This window comes from Pseudomonas sp. I3-I5 (genome assembly GCF_022699445.1).
GTDB lineage: Bacteria > Pseudomonadota > Gammaproteobacteria > Pseudomonadales > Pseudomonadaceae > Aquipseudomonas > Aquipseudomonas fulva.
Map to the genome: position 1 here is coordinate 4,202,691 of NZ_CP093940.1, position 15,262 is coordinate 4,217,952.

The following is a 15,262-nucleotide window of genomic DNA, read 5'->3' on the forward strand; positions in this document are numbered from 1 at the left end:
CGAACTCCACGATACACACTGAAAGAGGGGCCGCAGCGCAGCCCCTTGCACTGGACGTTTACTTCTTCGCCGCCCAGGCGTTGAAACGTTGCTCCAGCTGCTCGCTGTTGTCCGCCCAGAACGCCACGTCGATCTGCACCTGGTTGGCGATGTTCTCAGGCGTGGTCGGCATGTCTTTCTTGACCTCTTCGGACAGCAGGTCGACCGCCTTGCTGTTGGCCGGGCCATAGGCGATGTTTTCGGAATAGATCTTCTGCTGTTCAGGCTGCACGCTGAAGGCGATGAATTTTTTCGCCTCGTCGCTGTTCTTGGCGCCCTTGGGAATGGCCCAGGCATCGAAGTCATAGATGCCGCCGTTCCACACCACCTTCAGGTTGCTCTCCTTCTGCACCGCAGCGATGCGCCCGTTGTAGGCCGAACTCATGACCACGTCGCCCGAGGCAAGGTACTGCGGCGGCTGGGCGCCGGCTTCCCACCACTGGATGCTCGGCTTGAGCTGGTCGAGCTTCTTGAAGGCGCGGTCCACGCCCTCTTTGGTGCCCAGCACCTTGTACACGTCCTTGGGCGCCACACCATCGGCCATCAAAGCGAATTCCAGGGTGTACTTGGCACCTTTGCGCAGGCCGCGTTTGCCTGGGAATTTCTCGGTGTCCCAGAAATCAGCCCAGCTGCTCGGGGCGGTCTTGAGCTTGTCGGCGTTGTAGGCCAGCACCGTCGACCAAACGAAGAAGCCGACACCACAAGGCTGAATCGCGCCTGGCACGTAGTCGGCCTCATTGCCAAACAGCGCCGGGTCGAGCTCTTCGAACATGCCCTCGTCGCAGCCTCGGGCCAGTTCGGGTGATTCCACCTCCACCAGGTTCCAGGAGACGCTCTTGGTGTCGACCATGGCCTTGACCTTGGCCATTTCACCGTTGTACTCACCAGCGACGATCTTGCCCTTGCCGGCCTTTTCCCACGGCTCGTAGAACGCCTTGACCTGGGCGGCCTTGTTGGCGCCGCCGAACGAGACCACGGTCAGGTCCGCAGCCATGCTCTGGCCAGCGGCGAACAGCCCCAGGGCCAGGGCGGTCAGTTTCAACTGCTTGCGCATTATTATTCTCTCCACAGTTCAGGGTTGGTGCTGCAAACCATCAATGGGCTTCGGTGATCGGATCCAGTGCACGGGCGTGTTCCACTTCCCAACCCAGTGGCACCACATCGCCCACGGCCAAGGCCGGGTCGAGTTCGGCGATGGGCTGCTTCACGAAGAAGTCGGCCTTGCCACACACTTCAAGGCGAACGCGCACGTGGTCGCCCAGGTAGATGAATTCGGCCACACGGCCGGAAAAGCGGTTGGCGCAGTGCTCACTGTGGCCGTTGAGCCGTACCCGCTCCGGGCGGATCGACAGGGTCACCGCTTCGCCTGGCTGGCCCACGTTGACCGCCAAGGCTTCGACCCGCTCGCCGCGCGCCAGCTGCACCTGGCAGCGGTTACCGTCATGGCTCAGCAAGGTGCCGTTGAGGCGGTTGTTCTCACCGATGAAGTTGGCGACGAACGTGTTGCTGGGCGCCTCATACAAGGTGCGAGGATCGGCAATCTGCTGAATTTCCCCTTGGTGGAACACCGCCACCCGATCGGACATGGTCAGCGCTTCGCCCTGATCGTGGGTCACGTACACCACGGTCACGCCCAGGCGCTGGTGGATGTGCTTGATCTCCATCTGCATGTGTTCGCGCAGTTGCTTGTCCAGCGCGCCCAGTGGCTCGTCCATCAACACCAACTGCGGCTCGAACACCAGCGCCCGCGCCAGGGCCACGCGCTGTTGCTGCCCACCGGACAATTGGCCCGGATAGCGCTTGGCGAAGCTGTCGAGCTGAACCATGTTCAATACCCGTTTGACTCGCTCGGTGATATCGGTCTTGCTCAGGTTGCGCACGGTCAGCGGAAAGGCGAGGTTCTCGGCCACGGTCATGTGCGGGAACAAGGCGTAGTTCTGGAACACCATGCCGATATCGCGCTTGTGCGGGGGCACATTGTTGATGGAGCGACCGGCCAGCTGAATCTCCCCGGCTGTGGGGGTTTCGAAGCCGGCCAGCATCATCAGGCTGGTGGTCTTGCCGGACCCGGAAGGCCCTAGCAGGGTGAGGAACTCGCCCTTGCGGATGTCGAGGTTGAGGTTCTTGACGATCAGCGACTCGCCGTCGTAGCTCTTCTGCACACCACGGAAGCTGACCAGCGTTTCGCCGGTGGCAGCGTTCGACTTCGCCTCGCTCATGCCTGCACCTTATTGTTGGATGACTGCGTGAGGCAAAGCGTAGAAGAGCCGCATCCCACCGGAAATCGGGCGCCCAGAGAGAATGCCATCGTCCGGATGGAAGATTTGTTGTAGGGAACGCCCTACAAGCATGGCGCTTTCAGAACACAAGCCCACACAGTTTGAGGCGTTCGACCGTCAGTCCTTGAGCGCACGACCGCGCCCATGCAAGCGCCGGCGCTGCGTGCGTGCCGGCAGCCTTGGTCTACGCACCGGCTCACGACAGCGATGGCACGGCCCTGAATGTCGCAATCAGATCAGCTTGTGCTCCATCGCATACTTGACCAGCTCGGCCAGCGAATTCACTTTCAGCTTCTGCATCAAGCGCGCCTTGTGGGTGCTGATGGTCTTGCTCGATAACGCCAGTTGCTGGGCGATGTCATTGACGTTGGCGCCTTGGGCCAGGCGTTCGAACACCGAAAATTCTCGTTCCGACAGCAAGGTGTGCAACGGCCTGGATTCGGTCAGGCCCACTTCGAAGACCATGCGGTCGGCCAGCGCCGGATCGATGTAACGCCCGCCCCCAGCTACCCGACGTATCGCCGCCAGCAACAAGGCCGGGTCGCTGTCCTTGGTCGCGTACCCAGCCGCGCCGGCCTTCAGGGCGCGGGCCGCCATCTGCGCCTCATCGTGCATCGACAGCATCAGGATCGCAGGCGCATCGTGCAGGGCACGGATGCGCGGGATCGCTTCCAGGCCACTCACGCCCGGCATCGAAATATCCAGCAGCACCACGTCACACCGGGTGTGCCGCAGGCTATCGAGCAACTGCTCGCCGTTTGCGGCTTCCCCTACCACCTGCATGTCCTTCGCCAGCCCGATCAACTGCTTGATCCCCTCCCGGACAATGGTGTGGTCCTCGGCCACCAGCACTCGAATCACGTTCGCTCCTCCTGCTCCAGGGCAATGGCTACGCTCAAGCGCGTGCCGTCGCCGGGCTCACTGTGCAGCACCATGCTGCCGCCCATCATCAATACCCGCTCGCGCATCCCGACCAGGCCAAAGGAGCTGGGGCGCGGCTGGTCGGGGCAGAAACCCTGCCCGTCATCACTGACCGTCATGCGCAAATGCCCGGCCTCGCGCACCAGCTCGATTTCCACGCTGTGCGCCTGGGCGTGGCGCATCACATTGGTGAGCGCTTCCTGAAGGATACGGAAAAGGCCCGTTGCCCGGGCGTCGCTCAATGCCGGCAGCTGGTCAGGAACCTGCACCAGGCAAGGAATCTGGGTGCGCGCCTCGAAGCGTCGGGCTTGCCACTCGATGGCCGAGGCAATCCCCGCATCCAGAATGGGCGGGCGCAGCGCGGTGGCGACATCGCGTACCAGCTGAAACAGCTGGCTGATCAGACGCTTCATGGTCGTCAGCCGCTCATTGAGGCCGGGGTCCAGTTCGGCAAAGGCCAGTTCGCACATGGACACTTCGAGTTTGAGCACGGTCAGCATCTGGCCCAACTCATCGTGCACCTCGCGGGCGATTCGGGCTTTTTCCTCCTCGCGCACGCTTTCCAGGTGCGCCGAAAGTTCGCGCAGTTGCTCCTGGGAACGGGCCAGGGCCTGCTCGGCGCGCTTGCCCTGGGTGATGTCCCAGACCACCCCATCCCAGACCAGTTGGCCATTACCCAGGCGCCGGGTGCTGGCCTTGATGTCGGCCCAGCGTTGCTCGCCCTGACGCGTCAGGATGCGCCCCTGCCAGGCCCAGTCCTGCTCATTGGCCAGCGCCAGGTCCTGCACCCGGTGATAATCGGCGCGGTCGTCGGGGTGCACCAGGTTGCGCAGCCCCATCTGTGGGTGCTGGATCTCGCCAGGCGTATAACCCACCAATGCCTCACTCCCCTCGCTGACATAGGGAAATTCAAGCCCCTTTTCAGCCGGGTCCCGCTCCAGGCGAAACACCAACCCTGGCACGTTGCCAGCGATCCCCTTGAGGCGTGCCTCGCTTTCGCGCAAGGCAGCCGTGGCGCGATGGCGCTCGGTGACATCAGCCATGTACACCACCAGGTATTCCGCATCGCGAAATCGCAGGAAACTCAATGACAGCTCCACTGGCAGCAGGCAACCGTCAGCACGCAGGCATCGGGTTTCGAACTGCCCGGCACCGCTGTCGCCTGAACGCGCGCCTTTCCACAGGTCCAGCCAGCGTTCCATGCTCAGCGAGGGTTCGAAGTCTCCCAAAGGCCTTTCCAGCAAGGCGCCTTCGCCATAGCCCAGCATGCGCTCAGCGGCCGGGTTGGCATAGCGCACATGGCTGTCCCAATTGACCCACAGAATACCCACGGTGCTCTGATCGATGGCGAACTGACTCAGGCGCGAGGCTTCATCGCGCGCATGCCGCTCTACCAGTCGCTCACGGGTGGCCAACAGGCTGCGCTCCAGCTGACTCTGCTGGCGGCGCTGCCATACCAAGGTGATCAATGCGCAGATCAGCAACAGCCCCAGCAACAAGGCCAGGTTTTGCCAGAACCCTGGCGACTCGCTGATCCTGGAATACCTGGGCTGCAACCAGCGCTGATGCAGCTGTTCCAGTTCCTTGGCCGGCAATGCCTGCAAGCCACGCTCCAACACCTCGGCCAACCGTGGCCAGTCTGGCCGAGAACCCATGCGCAGCAGTTGCGGCAGGCCGATATCCCCCACGACCGCCAGTTCGCTGAACTCGCTTTCACGGGACAGGCGACTCAGTTGGGCCTCGTCCAGGACGGCATAGCTGGCCTGCCCTCCGACCACCAGTTGCAAGGCTTCACGGTCGTTCGGCACTCCCTGCAGGTTCAGGTTGCCGTAGTTGGCACGCAGGTAGTTGGCCAGTGCCCCTGGCATGCGCACGGCCACGCGCTGGGCTGCGTCCAGTTTCTCCAGCTCAACGCCCAGCGCCGCGTTGCGTGGCCCAACGATCAGCTGCGGCACGCGCATGTAGGGGTCGCTGAACAACCACAGGCGCAACGTGGCCGGTGTCTGAGTCAAGCCTGGTGCGAAGTCGATCTCCCCTGCCTGCAAGGCCCGTTCGAGACTGGCCTGGTCTGGATAATGGCGCCACGTGAGGTCCAGATGCAGCACCTTGGCCAGGCTGCTTACCAGCTCCACGTTAGCGCCGTACAGTTGCTGCAGGCGGCGGTCGAACTGGGCATAGGGGGCTTGCAGTACCAACCCAACGCGCAGGCTGCGGTGGCTGTCGAGCCACTGTTGCTGCGTCGGCTCCAGCGCGACCTCTGGCACCGCCTCAGGCCTTGCCACGGCCATCAGCGGCAGCCACAGGCAGCCGATCATCAACAGGCGATGCAATCGCTTCATCTACACGTTCGTCCACACAGGGGCGGCCATCGACCGTGGCCGTAACGGGCAAATACCATTACGCTGCCGGTATCATTCTTGCCTTGGGTTGAGACATGTTCACACTCTATCGCACGACGCTGGCAATGTGCTGCCTGGTCTCGCTCCTTCCTGTGGCTGCGCTGGCTGACGACGCACCGGCGACCCCGCCTGAGAAAGCGCCGGCAGCCACCGAAGCTGCGCCCTCGCGCCCGCCCCTGATCGAGCGCAGCCAGGAGGACGCCCAGGCACTCGAACGCCGCGTGCCCAAGGCCGAGCAGCAAACCCTGCAAGCCGGTACTGACAGTTTCCTTGCGTTGTGGAAGGCCGCCAACGACAGCGACCCACAGGGCGCGGTGATCATCGTGCCGGGTGCTGGCGAAACGGCAGACTGGCCCAACGCCGTGGGCCCGCTGCGCCAGAAATTTCCGGATGTGGGCTGGCACAGCCTGAGCGTGAGCCTGCCTGACCTGCTGCTCGACAGCCCATTGGCACGTGTGGAAACCAAGCCTGCCACCGCGCCTGCTCAGGCCGACGGGCAAACGGCGCCTGCCAAGGACGAACCTGCCGACGCCAACGCCAACGTGGCGCAAGCCACCGCTGCCGAGCCCGAAGCGGCTCAAGGCACCGACGCCGAAGCCGCCAGCCAGCAGGCCGACCCTGCCGATGCCGAGCGCATTTTCGCCCGCCTGGACGCCGCCGTCGCGTTCGCCCAGCAACACAATGCTCGCAGTATCGTGTTGATCGGTCATGGCAGCGGCGCCTACTGGGCAGCCCGTTACCTGAGCGAAAAGCAGCCGCCAGAGGTGCAGAAGCTGGTCATGGTGGCCGCCCAGACCCCTGCCCGCGTCGAGCATGACCTGGAAAGCCTGACGCCTACCCTGAAAGTGCCCACGGCCGACATCTACTACGTGACCCGCAGCGCAGACCGTAACGCTGCGATGCAGCGCCTGCAGGCCAGCAAGCGGCAGAAAGACAGTCAATACCGCCAGTTGTCCCTGATCGCCATGCCGGGCAATCAGGCCGCCGACCAGGAACAGTTGTTTCGTCGCGTGCGGGGCTGGATGCAGCCCTGATTTCGCAGGCAGGGCAGGATCACTGCCGGCGCTCGGTGCCGGCTAGAGATCCCGGCGCTTACGGATCAGCGCGTAGGCCTGGTGCAGCTCGCGAGTTCGCTCGGTGGCTTCGCGCAGCTGCGCCTCGCTGGCGCCAGTGCCGGCCAGCTTGTCCGGGTGATGACGACTGACCAGTCGGCGATAAGCCTGTTTGACAAGTGCGCCGTCGGTATCGGTGTCCACGCCAAGCAGGCGCATCGCTGCCGCATAGGTCATGCCGACCCCTGCCATGCCAGCCGTTCGACGAGGTTCGTACTCCTGGGACATGGCCTGCACCTGGCGCCGGCTCATGCCCAGTTTGTGTCCCCAGTCCAGCAGCAGCTCACGCTCCTTGTTGCCCATCTTGCCGTCGGCCCAGACCATGCGCCAGCTGGCGCGCAAGGTGCCTTCGGCCGCATGAGGCTGCTGGCGGATCCGGCGCAGATAGCTGCCCAACCGTTCCTTGCCACCCTTGCCCCGATTGAAAGCATCGATCGCCCGCAACCTGGCCGCTTCATCCAGGTTCAGCCGGGCCATTTCCTGCCGAGCCTGCTGGATATGCTGCTCGACCACACGCCCATCGCTTTTGGCCAGGCGCCCCAGCAGCACAAACAGCAATTCTTCGTCCCTTGGCGCCGGACGCCCGCCTAACCGCTCGCGCACATCGTCCCAGCCTTGCAGGCGCAGGTGACGGTCCATCATCTGCCCCAGCAGTGCACCGAGCAGGGCACCCGGAATGCTGGCGATGGCAAACCCTGCCCCAGCCCCGATCAACGTGCCTGGCCACCACATCTCAGCGCTGCTCGCCCAGCAGACGCTCGGCCTCGGCCAGGCGCTCCACGGTACCCACATCGACCCAGTGCCCGGCAAAATGCTCACCGCTCACCTGGCCGCTGGCCATGGCCTGGCGCAGCAAGGGCGCCAACTTGAAGGCGCCAGGTGTGCAGCCTTCGAACAACGCCGGATGCAACACCGAGATACCGCTGAAGGTCAACGTGCCGGGTGCACCGTCCCCATCGACCACCTGAGTGCCGGCCAGGCGAAAATCGCCTAGGCCGTGATGCCCGGGGTTGTCCACCAGCACCAGGTGAGCCAACCCTTGCAGCGGCGCCTGTAGATGGGAGAAATCGTACTCGGTCCAGATATCACCGTTGATCAGCAGGAACGGCGCATCTCCCAGCAAGGGCAAGGCCTTGAAAATACCGCCTCCGGTCTCCAGCGGCTCGCCTTCCGGGGAATAGGCGATACGCAGGCCGTAACGGCTGCCATCGCCCAGGTGGTCCTCGATCTGCTGACCCAGCCAGGCGTGGTTGATCACCACGTCGGTGACCCCTGTCGCCGCAAGCGCCATCAGGTGGTATTCGATCAGCGGGCGCCCCGCCAGCGGTATCAGCGGCTTGGGCGTGTGCAGGGTCAGCGGGCGCATGCGCTCGCCTTTGCCTGCTGCCAGAATCATCGCCTTCATGCACGCGCTCCTGCTTGCAGGCCAGCGATCAGCTCGCCCAGCTCGGCAAGCTCCGGCCGCCGGCCGATCACTTCTTCTATATAGGCGAAGAAGCGCGGTACGTCGGCCAGATAACGCGGTTTGCCATCACGGTGGCAGATACGGGCGAAGATACCGATCACCTTCAGGTGGCGCTGTACCCCCATCAAGTCGCTGGCACGCTGGAAGGCTTCGAACGTGGCCTGCACTGGAACACCGGCGGCCTTGGCCTTGTGCCAATAGTCGTGCAGCCAACCTTCGACCCTCGCTTGCGGCCAACTGAGGAACGCATCCTTGAACAGGCAGGTGATGTCGTAGGTGACCGGGCCGTAAACGGCATCCTGGAAATCCAGCACGCCGGGGTTAGGGTCGCTCTGCATCAGGTTGCGCGGCATGAAGTCGCGGTGTACCAGCACCTGCGGCTGGGCCAGGGCGCTGTCGATCAGCAACTGGCTGCATCGCTGCCACGCCGCTGCCTGCGCCTCGTCGAACGCCAGGCCAAGCGCATGCTTCACGTACCACTGGGGGAACAGTTCCACCTCCCGGCGCAGCAGTGCTTCGTCATAGCGGGGCAACGGTGCATCCATGGGCAGCGCCTGCAAGGCCAGCAGGGCATCGATGGCATCGGCGAACAGGGCATCGGCATTGTCGGCGTCGATGACATCCAGGTAGGTCTGGCGGCCCAGGTCGCCCAGCAACAGGAAACCGCGTTCAAGGTCCTGGCCATGGATCAGCGGCACATGCACACCACCACCGGCAAGCAGGTGATCGATGGCGACGAACGGTCGGCAATCTTCCTGTGGCGGCGGTGCATCCATGATCACGAAACTGTGCCCTGCGCCTTCCCAGCGAAAATAACGGCGAAAGCTCGCATCGCTGCTGGCAGGCGTCAGGCCGCCGGCCGGCACCGGGCCCCAAGCCTGGCGCAGGAAAAGGTCTTGGAGTTGCTGGTCGAGCCACGCGGACAGTTGCTGCAGGCGTACATCGTGTTCAGGCATTACAAGGGTCTCCGACGGCCCTAGCCGTCAAGCGGGTCATGCTTTATTATCCAGCATCTTTTTCAGACCATCGAGAGGCGTGCGGCCCCACACGCGGGCAGATGGCACGCAGGAAGCCCGGACTAATAAGATGGCATTGAAATCCCCCGCGTTTCGTAGAAAGTTTCCGTTGCTCGTCACCGGCAGTCTGCTGGCCCTGCAACCTCTGGCCATGTCGCACGTCATGGCAGCCGAACAATTCGACTGCCAAGTGTCCGCCTCCGGTGGTTGGGACTGCAAGCCCAAAACCGCCGTCACCAACCTGCCACCGCGCCCGGTGCACGAGGGTGCCGCCGCTGCTGGCGGTACCGGCACCGAAGCGACGGGTGAAGCCGAGGCCGACCGGCCGATGCTGGTCACCGAGGCCAAGGGCCGTGGGCTGAAGTCGCGCAGCGAGGACTACAGCCACCTGGACTGGGTCCCGCGTGACAAGCTGACCGCCGCGCAGCTGGCCGAAACCGGCCCGTACTGCGGCGGTGCCTATGTCGAGCCGCTGCGCCCCGGCATGGCGGACACCACGCCCAAGGACGAGTCGCCGACCTACATCAACGCCAAGGTATCCAAGTACCAACAGGAGCAGCAGATTGCGACCCTGGCCGGTGACGTGGTCATGCGCCAGGGCAGCATGCAGGCCCAGGCCGACGAGGCCAACCTGTATCAGGCCGAGAACCGTGGCGAGCTCAAGGGCAACGTCAAGATCCGTGACAACGGCTCGCTGGTCGTCGGTGACCAGGCGCAGATCCAGCTCGACACCGGCGAAGCCCAGGTCGACAACGCCGAATACGTGATGCACAAGTCGCACATTCGCGGCAGTGCCCTGTACGCCAAGCGCGGTGAGAACGCCATCATCCGCCTCAAGGACGGTACGTACACCACCTGCGAACCGGGCAGCAACGCCTGGCAGCTCAAGGGCAACAACATCACCCTCAACCCGGCCACCGGGTTCGGCACTGCCACCAACGTCACGCTGCGGGTCAAGGATTTCCCGGTGTTCTACACACCGTACATCTACTTCCCGATCGACGACCGCCGCCAGTCCGGCTTCCTGCCGCCGTCGTTCAGCACCAGCAGCGACACTGGCTTCATGCTGGTCACCCCGTACTACTTCAACCTGGCGCCCAACTACGACGCCACGTTGTACCCGCGCTACATGACCAAGCGTGGCCTGTTGATGGAAGGCGAGTTCCGCTACCTGACGCCTTCGAGCGAAGGCCAGTTCGGCGGCGCCTACCTCAACGACAAGAGCGACGAGCGCAAGGACCAGACCGACTACAAAGACCAGCGCTACATGGTCAACTGGCAGCACAAGGGTGGCCTGAACGAGCGCCTGATGACCGAGGTGAACTACACCGACATCAGCGACCCGTTCTACTTCCAGGACCTTGAGTCGGACCAGATCGGCGTCGAGAACAAGGACTTCCTCGATCAGCAGGGCGCCCTGACCTATCGCGGCGACAGCTACACCGCGCGGTTGAACGTGCATGCCTACGAGGCAGCGACCATCTCGCAGATCACGCCTTACGACCGCCTGCCGCAGATCACCCTCAACGGTGTGCTGCCGTACCAGCCGGGCGGCCTGACCATGGCCTACGAAACCGAAGCGGCGCGCTTCGATCGTGACCTGAAGAACGGCCCGGTGTTCGACAAGGACGGTAATCTGGATCTCACCGCTGGCGCCGACGGTCGTCGTCTGGACCAGAACATCCAGGGTATCGAACGGGCCAACGGCACGCGCCTCAACGTAGCGCCATCGATCAGCTACCCCATGCAGGCCAGCTATGGCTACCTGACGCCGAAGCTGAAGTATGCCTACACCCAGTACGATCTTGACCTCGATAGCCAAGGCAAGGCTGACGCTGTTCGCCTTGCCAACGCCAACCCTGGTGCCTATGGCAGCTACAGCAGCTCGGTCAACCGCAGCGTCCCGATCTTCAGCGTGGACAGCGGCCTGTACTTCGACCGCAACACCTCGCTGTTCGGCAACAACTACAAGCAGACCCTCGAGCCGCGCCTGTACTACCTGAACGTTCCCTACAAGGATCAGAAGGACATCCCGCTGTTCGACACCGGTGAGACGCTGTTCAGCTATGACTCGCTGTTCCGTGACAACCGCTTCAGCGGTAGCGACCGCATCGGCGACGAGAACAAGCTCTCGCTGGGCGTGACCACCCGCTGGATCGAAGACAATGGCTTCGAGCGCCAGAACTTCAGCATCGGCCAGGCCTACTACTTCAAGGACCGCAAGGTCCAGTTGCCGGGCCTCGACTACCGTGACCGCCAGGACTCGCAGTCGGACGTCTCGCCGTACGCGCTGGTGTACAACTACTACTTCAACCGCGACTGGCGCTTCAATTCGGACTTCAACTGGGACCCGGACAGTCACAGCACCCGCTCGGGCAGTGCAATGTTCCACTACCAGCCTGAAGACAACCCGAACAAGATCGTCAACCTCGGTTATCGCTACCGTAACGACACCATCGCCTACGACTCGGCCACCGGTACGTGGAAAGTGGGTGGTGGCGACTACGGCACCCCGGGTAGCCCGAACTACATCAAGGACTACTACAAGATCCAGCAGCACGACTTCTCGGTCATCTGGCCGATCGTCCCGCAGTGGAGCGTCATCGCTCGCTGGCAGCATGACTACAACCGTAACCGCACCCTGGAAGCCATGGGCGGTTTCGAGTACGACAACTGCTGCTGGAAGCTGCGCTTGATCAACCGTTACTGGCTCGACTTCGACGACTTCAGCCAGGCACTGCCGCAGAACGAAAAAGGCGACCATGGTGTATTCCTGCAGGTCGTTCTCAAGGGCCTCGGCGGCGTCGTTGGCAACAAGGTCGAATCCTTCCTCGGCCAAGGCATTCAAGGTTACCGTGAACGTGAAGAACAAGCTTATTGATCGACTGCGCCCAGTGCTGCTGGGCGTCGCTTTGCTGAGTGGCGCGGTGCATGCCGCGGTGCAACCGCTTGATCGGGTGGTGGCCATCGTCGACAACGACGTGGTCATGCAAAGCCAACTGGACCAGCGCGTGCGGGAAGTTCAGCAGACCATCGCCAAGCGCGGCGGCAGCGTGCCGCCCAGCGGCGCCCTGCAGCAGCAGGTGCTGGAACGCCTGATCGTCGAAAACCTGCAGCTGCAGATCGGCGAGCGCTCGGGCATCCGCATCACCGACGAGGAGCTGAACCAGGCGATCGGCACCATTGCCCAGCGCAACGGCATGTCCATCGACCAGTTCCGCGCGGCCCTGGCCCATGACGGCCTGTCGTTCGACGATGCTCGCGAGCAGGTCAAGCGCGAGATGATCATCAGCCGCGTGCGTCAACGCCGGGTGGCCGAGCGCATCCAGGTGTCGGAGCAGGAAGTGAAGAACTTCCTGAATTCGGACATGGGCAAGATGCAGATGTCCGAAGAATACCGCCTGGCCAACATCCTGATCCCAACCCCGGAAGCGGCCAACTCCAGCGACATCCAGAAGGCTGCGCGCAAAGTGGGCGATGTCTACCAGCAGCTCAAGCAAGGTGCGGACTTCGGTCAGATGGCAATCGCCAACTCGGCCAGTGAGAACGCGCTCGAAGGCGGCGAGATGGGCTGGCGCAAAGCTGGTCAACTGCCTCCGGACTTTGCCAAGATGCTGAGCAGCATGCCGGTGGGTGAAATTACCCAGCCCATTCGCATCCCCAACGGCTTCATCATCCTCAAGCTTGAGGAAAAGCGTGGTGGCAGCGAGAACGTGCTGCGCGATGAGGTGCACGTGCGCCACATCCTGATCAAGCCAAGTGAAGTGCGCAGCGAAGCCGCCACTCAGCAACTGGCTGAAAAGATCTACGAGCGCATCGAAAACGGTGAAGACTTTGCCACCCTGGCCAAGAGCTTCTCGGAAGATCCGGGCTCGGCGCTCAACGGCGGTGACCTCAACTGGGTAGACCCGAACACCCTGGTGCCGGAGTTCCGCGAGCAGATGGCCAACGCCCAGCAAGGCGTGGTGACCAAGCCGTTCAAGACCCAATATGGCTGGCACGTGATGGAAGTGCTGGGCCGCCGCGCTACCGACAGCACCGAACAGGCCCGTGAACAGCAAGCCCTGAGTGTGCTGCGCAACCGCAAGTACGACGAAGAGCTGCAGACCTGGCTGCGCCAGATCCGCGACGAAGCCTACGTTGAAATCAAGCTGCCTGGCGCTGACCAGGCTGCTCAGTGAAGCCCCTGCGCTTCGCCGTCACACCCGGCGAGCCGGCGGGGATAGGGCCTGACCTATGCCTGCTGCTCGCTGCCGACGCCCAGCCCCACCCTCTGATTGCCATCTCCAGCCGTGACCTGCTCGCCGAGCGGGCCACCCAGCTGGGGCTGGACGTTAGCTTGCTGTCTGTCATGCCAGGGCAATGGCCGAGCCAACCGGCACCCGCCGGCAGCCTGTATGTGTGGGACACGCCGCTGTCTGCCCCAGTGGTGGCTGGTCAGCTGGACCAGGCCAATGCGCCATTCGTGTTGCAGACCTTGACCCGTGCCGGACAAGGCTGCCTGGACGGCCATTTCGACGGCATGATCACAGCGCCCGTGCACAAGGGCGTCATCAATGAAAGCGGTATTCCTTTTTCGGGGCATACCGAATTTCTGGCTGAGCTGACCCATACCGCCCAAGTGGTAATGATGCTGGCCACCCACGGCCTGCGCGTCGCCCTGGTCACCACCCACCTGCCGCTGCGTGACATCGCCGAGGCCATTACTGCCGAGCGCATCGAGCGCGTGACACGCATTCTGCATGCCGACATGCGCGACAAATTCGGCATCGCCAACCCTCGCATCCTGGTATGCGGCCTGAACCCCCATGCGGGCGAAGGTGGCCATCTGGGCCGCGAGGAAATCGACATCATCGAGCCTACCCTGACCCGTCTACGTGCCGAAGGCATGGACCTGCGCGGGCCACTGCCGGCCGATACCCTGTTTACCCCCAAATATCTGGAGCACTGCGACGCGGTGCTGGCGATGTACCACGACCAAGGGCTCCCCGTCCTCAAGTACAAGGGCTTCGGCGCTGCGGTCAATGTCACGCTGGGCCTGCCGATCATCCGTACCTCGGTTGATCATGGCACGGCCCTGGACCTGGCCGGCACCGGCAAGGTCGATACCGGCAGCCTGCGCGTTGCCCTGGACACCGCCTACCAGATGGCCGAGAACCGACCATGAACGAGCAATACCAACACCGGGCGCGCAAGCGTTTCGGGCAGAACTTCCTGCACGATGCAGGCATCATCGACCGCATCCTGCGTGCCATCAATGCCAAGCCAGGCGAGCATTTGCTTGAAATCGGCCCCGGCCAGGGCGCATTGACCGAAGGCCTGCTGGGCAGCGGCGCGCAACTGGATGTAGTGGAGCTGGACAAGGACCTGGTGCCGATCCTGCAGCACAAGTTTGCAGGCAGCGGCAATTTCCGCCTGCACCAAGGCGACGCCCTGAAGTTCGACTTCAACCAGCTGGGGGTACCGGCACGTAGCCTCAAGGTGGTGGGCAACCTGCCCTACAACATCTCCACCCCGCTGATCTTCCACCTGCTCAGCCACGCCGGCCTGATCCGCGACATGCACTTCATGCTGCAGAAGGAAGTGGTCGAGCGCATGGCCGCAGGGCCTGGGGGCGGTGATTGGGGTCGGCTGTCGATCATGGTCCAGTACCACTGCCGCGTCGAACACTTGTTCAACGTAGGCCCCGGCGCGTTCAACCCGCCGCCGAAAGTGGACTCGGCCATCGTCCGGCTGGTGCCGCATGACGTGCTGCCTCATCCGGCCAAGGACCCGCAGTTGCTTGAGCGGGTGGTGCGCGATGCGTTCAACCAACGTCGCAAGACCCTGCGCAATACCCTTAAAGGCTTGCTCGACAGCGCCGCCATCGAGGCCGCTGGGGTGGATGGTAGCCTGCGCCCCGAGCAACTGGACCTGGCGGCTTTCGTGCGCCTGGCCGACCAGTTGGCTGATCAGACGGCCTGACCGTCCCCCTGCCCCGCTGAACGCAGTCAGCACCTGCAAGCAGATCGCCGCCCCGATGCCCGGCGCC

General features: G+C 63.4%; 12 protein-coding genes. 5 read left to right on the forward strand and 7 right to left on the reverse strand.

The window, feature by feature from the left end; genetic code table 11:
• Positions 1-58: 58 nt before the first annotated feature.
• From MOP87_RS18860 to MOP87_RS18875, 4 genes are all read right to left on the reverse strand, one after another.
• Positions 59-1,093, reverse strand: a complete 1,035-nt coding sequence (locus tag MOP87_RS18860; RefSeq protein WP_023532618.1) for an ABC transporter substrate-binding protein — start codon at positions 1,091-1,093, stop codon at positions 59-61.
• Positions 1,094-1,133: 40 nt separating this feature from the next.
• Positions 1,134-2,258, reverse strand: a complete 1,125-nt coding sequence (locus MOP87_RS18865) for an ABC transporter ATP-binding protein (RefSeq protein ID WP_027913638.1) — start codon at positions 2,256-2,258, stop codon at positions 1,134-1,136.
• Between the two features lie 291 nt (positions 2,259-2,549).
• A complete protein-coding gene (locus MOP87_RS18870; protein ID WP_058603047.1) occupies positions 2,550-3,179 on the reverse strand; it encodes a response regulator transcription factor in 630 nt (209 codons plus the stop codon).
• Positions 3,176-5,578: a sensor histidine kinase gene (locus MOP87_RS18875; RefSeq protein ID WP_242809894.1), complete on the reverse strand. Its 2,403-nt coding sequence runs from the start codon at positions 5,576-5,578 to the stop codon at positions 3,176-3,178. The genes MOP87_RS18870 and MOP87_RS18875 overlap by 4 nt, the downstream gene beginning before the upstream one ends.
• Positions 5,579-5,673: 95 nt before the next feature.
• On the opposite strand from MOP87_RS18875, the gene MOP87_RS18880 reads away from it, so the two are divergent.
• Positions 5,674-6,672, forward strand: coding sequence for an alpha/beta hydrolase family protein (locus MOP87_RS18880; RefSeq protein ID WP_027913635.1), 999 nt, complete (start codon positions 5,674-5,676; stop codon positions 6,670-6,672).
• Between the two features lie 42 nt (positions 6,673-6,714).
• On the opposite strand, the gene djlA is transcribed toward MOP87_RS18880, so the two are convergent.
• From djlA to MOP87_RS18895, 3 genes are read right to left on the reverse strand one after another with little or no spacing between them, the layout of a single operon-like run.
• The gene (gene djlA, locus MOP87_RS18885) at positions 6,715-7,482 is read right to left on the reverse strand and encodes a co-chaperone DjlA (protein ID WP_027913634.1); all 768 of its coding nucleotides are present in this window, start codon (positions 7,480-7,482) and stop codon (positions 6,715-6,717) included.
• 1 nt (position 7,483) lies between these two features.
• Positions 7,484-8,155, reverse strand: coding sequence for an N-acetylmuramate alpha-1-phosphate uridylyltransferase MurU (gene murU / locus MOP87_RS18890; RefSeq protein WP_027913633.1), 672 nt, complete (start codon positions 8,153-8,155; stop codon positions 7,484-7,486).
• Complete coding sequence (locus MOP87_RS18895) at positions 8,152-9,171, reverse strand: phosphotransferase (RefSeq protein ID WP_028686618.1); 1,020 nt, start codon at positions 9,169-9,171, stop codon at positions 8,152-8,154. Before MOP87_RS18895 ends, murU begins: the two co-directional genes overlap by 4 nt.
• A 130-nt stretch (positions 9,172-9,301) precedes the next feature.
• Between MOP87_RS18895 and MOP87_RS18900 the strand changes: the two genes are divergently transcribed.
• The 4 genes from MOP87_RS18900 to rsmA are packed head-to-tail and all read left to right on the forward strand — an operon-like array spanning position 9,302 to position 15,195.
• On the forward strand, positions 9,302-12,112 hold the full coding sequence (locus MOP87_RS18900) for an LPS-assembly protein LptD (RefSeq protein WP_027913631.1): 2,811 nt from the start codon (positions 9,302-9,304) through the stop codon (positions 12,110-12,112).
• Positions 12,087-13,412, forward strand: coding sequence for a peptidylprolyl isomerase SurA (gene surA / locus MOP87_RS18905; RefSeq protein ID WP_088523757.1), 1,326 nt, complete (start codon positions 12,087-12,089; stop codon positions 13,410-13,412). The genes MOP87_RS18900 and surA overlap by 26 nt, the downstream gene beginning before the upstream one ends.
• On the forward strand, positions 13,409-14,398 hold the full coding sequence (gene pdxA, locus MOP87_RS18910) for a 4-hydroxythreonine-4-phosphate dehydrogenase PdxA (RefSeq protein WP_027913629.1): 990 nt from the start codon (positions 13,409-13,411) through the stop codon (positions 14,396-14,398). Before surA ends, pdxA begins: the two co-directional genes overlap by 4 nt.
• Positions 14,395-15,195 carry a 16S rRNA (adenine(1518)-N(6)/adenine(1519)-N(6))-dimethyltransferase RsmA gene (rsmA, locus tag MOP87_RS18915; RefSeq protein ID WP_028686619.1) on the forward strand — a complete coding sequence of 267 codons (801 nt, stop codon included), beginning with the start codon at positions 14,395-14,397 and terminating at the stop codon, positions 15,193-15,195. Before pdxA ends, rsmA begins: the two co-directional genes overlap by 4 nt.
• The last annotated feature ends 67 nt before the right edge of the window (positions 15,196-15,262 follow it).

Bases quoted from the DNA above. Each gene is read 5' to 3' on its own strand.
- murU (WP_027913633.1), bottom strand. From the start codon at position 8,155: ATGAAGGCGATGATTCTGGCAGCAGGCAAAGGCGAGCGCATGCGCCCG.
- MOP87_RS18860 (WP_023532618.1), bottom strand. From the start codon at position 1,093: ATGCGCAAGCAGTTGAAACTGACCGCCCTGGCCCTGGGGCTGTTCGCC.
- MOP87_RS18900 (WP_027913631.1), top strand. From the start codon at position 9,302: ATGGCATTGAAATCCCCCGCGTTTCGTAGAAAGTTTCCGTTGCTCGTC.
- MOP87_RS18880 (WP_027913635.1), top strand. From the start codon at position 5,674: ATGTTCACACTCTATCGCACGACGCTGGCAATGTGCTGCCTGGTCTCG.
- djlA (WP_027913634.1), bottom strand. From the start codon at position 7,482: ATGTGGTGGCCAGGCACGTTGATCGGGGCTGGGGCAGGGTTTGCCATC.
- MOP87_RS18865 (WP_027913638.1), bottom strand. From the start codon at position 2,258: ATGAGCGAGGCGAAGTCGAACGCTGCCACCGGCGAAACGCTGGTCAGC.
- MOP87_RS18875 (WP_242809894.1), bottom strand. From the start codon at position 5,578: ATGAAGCGATTGCATCGCCTGTTGATGATCGGCTGCCTGTGGCTGCCG.
- rsmA (WP_028686619.1), top strand. From the start codon at position 14,395: ATGAACGAGCAATACCAACACCGGGCGCGCAAGCGTTTCGGGCAGAAC.
- MOP87_RS18895 (WP_028686618.1), bottom strand. From the start codon at position 9,171: ATGCCTGAACACGATGTACGCCTGCAGCAACTGTCCGCGTGGCTCGAC.